We start from the raw sequence: 5,680 nt of genomic DNA, 5'->3' as shown, positions 1-5,680 counted from the left end.
AGTAGAAATGGGGTTTTAAAAAGGAATGAGTATAAGCATAACGCGGCAAAAGATTTTGACGGCCGCTTCTCAAATTGTACAATGTAAAGGGGTCGCTAAATTAACCTTGGAAGCAGTGGCAAAAGAGGCGGGTTTAAGCAAAGGTGGATTATTGTATCACTTTTCAAATAAAGAAGCTTTAATAGAAGGTATGATAGTCCGAGGGGTAGAGGATTATGAAGGGGCCATTTACAATAAAGTAGCGGAAGACTCAGAGAGGAAAGGGAGATGGGTTCGCTCTTTTGTAGAGGAAAGATTAAGTAATGAGAGAAGAACAGAAGAGTTGTCTAGCAGTATGATGGCAGTACTCATGTTAAAACCTGAATTACTTGAGCCATTACAACAATCATTTCAGCAACTGCAAAAGAATATAGAGAATGATGAGATAGATTCAGTTTGTGCAACAATTATTAGATTAGCAGCAGATGGATTATGGTATTCGGAATATTTAGGGGTTGGAAGACTAAGCCCCGAGTTAAGAGAAAAAGTAATTCAAGCTCTTATTAGTAATTCATATAAATAGAATATGCGAACTATATAATTTTAAAATAATTCACCATTGCTTCTTTAATGTAGTGGTGAATTATTTTTTTTATTAGAAAAATAGAACAATTTTATAGAGTATTGAATTATAACCGTCCAGACGGTATAGTAATATTTGGTTTAAGAGGAAAATGAAACAAAAAAAGAATAAAAGATATTTTTAGCACACTATTCGAAAGGATAGGCCGCAAAGCTTAGAGTCTACGGTAATACATATTGGTTACTAAGATCGTCTGGTTGCACATTTTTGATGCAACCGGACGATCTTTTTTTGTTATATAAATATAAAAATTTAGGAGGGAACTATGCAAATGAAAAGTACTAAAAGACATATTTCAATGGTTTCATTAGTTTTTCTAGTATTATTTTCAGTGCTGAATGTGTGGGCTCCAGTTATTCAAGCTGCTGTTATGAAAAGTCCAGTGGACGAAATTAATATTTCCCGTACTGATGGCACGACATCTGAACCATATCAAGCCTCAGATGGTATGAAAGTAGAAGTGAAGTGGTCAGCTAAAGAAAAAATAAAAAGTGGAGATCAATTCACAATTGATATGCCAAAAGAGTTTCGAAAAGACCTTATGAATATGAGTTTTCCTTTAAAAGATGCTGAAGGAAAAACAGTTGGTACATGTGAGATGAAAAAGGGTCTATTAACGTGTACTATGGGTGATTACGTAGAAGGAAAGAACAACATTAAAGGTTCTTTATTCGTAGAATTCTACTTTGGTCTAGAAGCATATGATGGTGTTAAAGAAATTCCATTAGAATTTAACGTTGATGGTCAAATCGTAAATAAAGAAGTAAATGTAAGTAATACGACAGAGAGACCGAAGCCACAACCCAATACGGAAAATCTATTGAAATGGGGTTCTTATAATCAAGAAGATCCGTCTATTGCTGATTGGCTTGTATATGTAAATGCAACTGGAACAGAAATGCAAGATCTTAAATTAACAGATACATTAGGACCTGGGCATGAGTTAATTACAGACAGCGTAGTATTAGAAGAGGCTGTATTTGAAGATGGTTATGCACCAACAAATATTAAGCCAGCAAATTTATCTAACATTAAAATAAATGCAACAAAGACTGGATTTACAATTGAATTTCCAGACAGTTCAAAAGGCTATATTTTAAGATATAAAACAAAGGTTACAAATCCTGCTGCAAAACCTCATAAAAATACTGTGAAATTAGAAGGTAAAAATATTAAAACTGAAGAAAAAGTAGGACAAGTATTTGTGAGTGGTGGGGGAGGATCCGGTTCAGGTGACAATAATCCACCTAGCATTGAAAAAAATATAGTTGATGAGAATGGCAAGCTTGTAGAGAATGAGCAGCTAACACAAATGGATCAAGTTATTCAATACCAAGTTGGTACACATATACCGAACGATCCTCCTAAATACACATCTATGGTAATTAGTGATGATTTAGAAGATGTTTTAGAAGTATTAGAGGCAAAAGTGTATGATAAAAATGGCCAAGATATTACTTCTAAAGGGACGTTAAATATAGATAAACAAAGAAGTGAAGTAACATTTACGTTTGGTGAGAATTTTGATTATAAGTCATATGAAGACCAGATAATTAATCTTAGTATCAAGGCGAAAATTAAAAATAATGCAGACTTATCTTCTTACGTAGAGAAGAAGATTCCTAATAAAGCGGAATTACATTTTGATGATAAAACATTAACATCAAAAGAAGTAACTATTACACCGCCTGAAGCTCCAAAAGATGGTACAGTATCGCTTCATAAAATAGATTCTGAGAATCCGAACAAAGGGTTGAAAGGTGCCGAATTTGAAGTTCGAAATAGTGCAAATGAAGTTGTTGCAAAACTGACAACGGACGAAAAAGGTTTTTCAGTACCTCAAACTTTAGCTCCTGGGACGTATAAAGTTTATGAAACAGTAGCACCAGAAGGATATCAAAAATTAACAAGCCCAGTAGAGGTTACACTTCAAGCTGGAGAAACAAAAACAATTGAAATTAAAAATACTGTGCAAAAGGGTCAAATTGAAATAAAGAAAATTGATTCGGAAAATGGTGAAAAACCATTAGCAAATGCAGAGTTTGATATAGTAAAAGACGGTGTAGTAGTCGAACATATTGTTACAGATAAAGATGGTAAGGCAATCTCTAAACCGTTAGCACTAGGAAAATATATTTTAAAAGAAACGAAAGCGCCTGAAGGCTACCAATTAAAAGAAACAGAGTTCGAAGTAAGTGTAACAGGGGACGGCATATTCCCAATACAAGTGGAAAATGCAATGGTAGACAAAGGTAATATAGAAATTACAAAAGTGGACAAAGAAAACGGAGCAGTATTAGCGGGTGTCGAATTTGAAGTCCAAGATGAGAAAGATGAAGTAGTAAGAAAAGTAGTAACAGATAAAGATGGAAAAGCAAATGTTTCAGATCTATCAGTAGGAAAGTACAAATTAGTAGAGACGAAAAGCTTACCAGGTTATAAAAAGCTAACAGAACCAGTACCATTTGAAATAAAAAAAGGTATGACAAAAGCTTTAGCAATAAAAGTAGAAAACGAGCAGTTAGACAAAGGCTCAGTAGAAATTACAAAAATAGATAAAGATAGTCAAAAAGTATTAGAAGGCGTAGTCTTCGAAGTGCAAGATGAGCAAGGAAAAGTAGTAACAGAAGTAAAAACAGATAAAGATGGTAAAGCAAAAATCTCTGATTTATCAGTAGGGAAGTACAAATTAGTAGAGACGAAAAGTTTACCAGGCTACAAAAAGCTAACAGATTCAGTATCATTCGAAATTAAAAAAGGTATGACAACAGTCCTATCGTTGAAAGTAGAAAATGAACAGTTAGATAAAGGTTCAGTAGAAATTACAAAAATAGATAAAGACAGCAAAAAAGCATTAAAAGGCGTAGTTTTTGAAGTGCAAGATGAAGCTGGAACAGTAGTAAAGGAAGTAAAAACAGATAAAGATGGTAAAGCAAAAATCTCAGATCTATTAGTAGGAAAGTACAAATTAGTAGAGAAAGAAAGTTTACCAGGCTATAAGAAACTAACAGATCCAGTATCATTTGAAATCAAAAAAGGCATGACCGAAGTACTATCATTAAAAATAGAAAATGAAATGGTAGATACGGGAAATATAGAGATAACAAAGATAGATAAAGATAATAAAGCACCGTTAGCGGGAGTAACATTCATCGTCCAAGATGAAAAGGGTAATGAAGTTACAAAAGTAACGACAGATAAAGATGGAAAAGCAAATGTTTCAGATTTACTTGTAGGAAAGTATGAATTAGTAGAGGTAGAAAGTTTACCTGGTTATAAAAAATTAGAAAAACCAATATCATTTGAAATCAAAAAAGGCATGACCGAAGTACTATCATTAAAAGTAGAAAATGAAATGGTGGATACAGGGAATGTCGAGATAACAAAAATAGATAAAGATAGTAAAGCACCATTAGAAAATGTTGTATTTGAAGTACGTGATTTAAAAGGGAAAGTAGTTGCGAAAGTAACAACGGATAAAGAAGGAAAAGCAAACGTTTCAGATTTATCTATCGGGAAGTATGAGTTGGTAGAAGTAGAAACACCGGCAGGATACAAACCACTAGAAAAGCCAATTTCATTTGAAATTGAAAAGGGTAGAGTAACAGCGCTAAAGCTAACAGTAGAAAATGAATTAGTGGATACAGGAAATGTAGAAATTACAAAAGTAGATAAAGAAAATAAAGATGCTTTAGCTGATGCAGTCTTTGAAATTCAAGATGAAGCAGGACAAGTAGTCGCTAAAATAACGACAGATAAAAAAGGACAAGTACAAGTTACTAATTTATCAGTCGGCACATACAAGTTAGTAGAAGTAAAAGCACCAAAAGGATATAAACAATTAGTAGATCCGATTACTTTCCAAATTGAAAAAGGCATGACAAAATCTCTTGCTTTAACAGTAGAAAACGAAATGTTAGACAAGGGAAATGTAGAAATCACAAAAGTAGATAAAGATAATCAAAAAGCATTAGAAGGCGTAGTCTTCGAAGTACAAGACGAACAAGGAAAAGTAGTAACGGAAGTAAAAACAGATAAAAATGGTAAAGCAAAAATCTCAGACTTATCTGTAGGAAAGTACAAATTAGTAGAGAAAGAGAGCTTACCAGGCTACAAAAAACTAACAGAGCCAGTATCATTCGAAATTAAAAAGGGTATGACAGAAGTTCTATCATTAAACATAGAAAATGAAATGGTAGATACGGGAAATGTAGAAATTACAAAAATAGATAAAGATAATAAGGCACCGTTAGCAGGTGTAGTCTTTGAAGTACAAGACGACAAAGGCAAGGTAGTAACGAAAGTAACGACAGATAAAGCTGGAAAAGCAACAGTTTCAGATTTATCAGTAGGAAAGTACATGCTAGTAGAAGTAGAGAGTTTACCAGGCTACAAAAAATTAGAAAAGCCTGTACCATTTGAAATTACAAAAGGTATGACAAAATCTTTAGCGTTCACTGTAGAAAATGAAATGGTAGATACGGGGAATGTAGAAATCACAAAAATAGATAAAGACAGTAAAGCACCATTAGAAAATGTTGTATTTGAAGTACGTGACTCAAAAGGAAAAGTAGTTGCGAAAGTAACGACGGATAAAGAAGGAAAAGCAAACGTTTCAGATCTATCAGTAGGAAAATACAAATTAGTAGAGACGAAGAGCTTACCAGGTTACAAAAAGTTAACGGAACCAGTATCATTCGAAATTACAAAAGGTATGACAAAAGTCTTATCATTGAAAGTAGAGAATGAACAGTTAGACAAAGGTTCAGTGGAGATTACAAAAATGGCCGCTGAAAGCAAGGAAGTCTTATCAGGAGCTGTGTTTGAGGTTCATGATGAAAAGGGAAAAGTAGTAGTGAAAGTAACAACAGATAAAGATGGAAAGGCAAAAATCACAGATCTATCTGTAGGTAACTACACACTAGTAGAAGTAGAAGCACCAAAAGGATATGAAAAATTAACTAATCCAATTCCATTTGAAATTACAAATGGAATGATAAATGCAGTTCAATTAGAAGTATTAAACAAATTGAATCATTTAGCGCCACCAGGCCCAGA

At 33.5% G+C, this 5,680-nt stretch carries 2 protein-coding genes and 1 riboswitch; both genes read left to right on the top strand.

Annotated elements, in window-relative coordinates; translation table 11 throughout:
- Positions 1-25: 25 nt before the first annotated feature.
- On the top strand, positions 26-562 hold the full coding sequence (locus tag ACQGS6_RS22015; protein WP_025966976.1) for a TetR/AcrR family transcriptional regulator: 537 nt from the start codon (positions 26-28) through the stop codon (positions 560-562).
- A 172-nt stretch (positions 563-734) separates the two neighbouring features.
- Positions 735-827: riboswitch (cyclic di-GMP riboswitch) on the top strand.
- Positions 828-887: 60 nt separating this feature from the next.
- On the top strand, positions 888-5,680 hold a 4,793-nt coding region (locus ACQGS6_RS22010; protein WP_426965604.1), incomplete at its 3' end, for a SpaA isopeptide-forming pilin-related protein.

This window comes from Bacillus sp. GMs2/2 (assembly GCF_050172095.1).
GTDB lineage: Bacteria > Bacillota > Bacilli > Bacillales > Bacillaceae_G > Bacillus_A > Bacillus_A cereus.
Note: the sequence above shows the minus strand (reverse complement) of the source record. Positions and strands in the feature narration are given on the sequence as shown.

Excerpts from the sequence above, each read along its gene's own strand:
- ACQGS6_RS22015 (WP_025966976.1), top strand. The coding sequence starts at position 26 with ATGAGTATAAGCATAACGCGGCAAAAGATTTTGACGGCCGCTTCTCAA.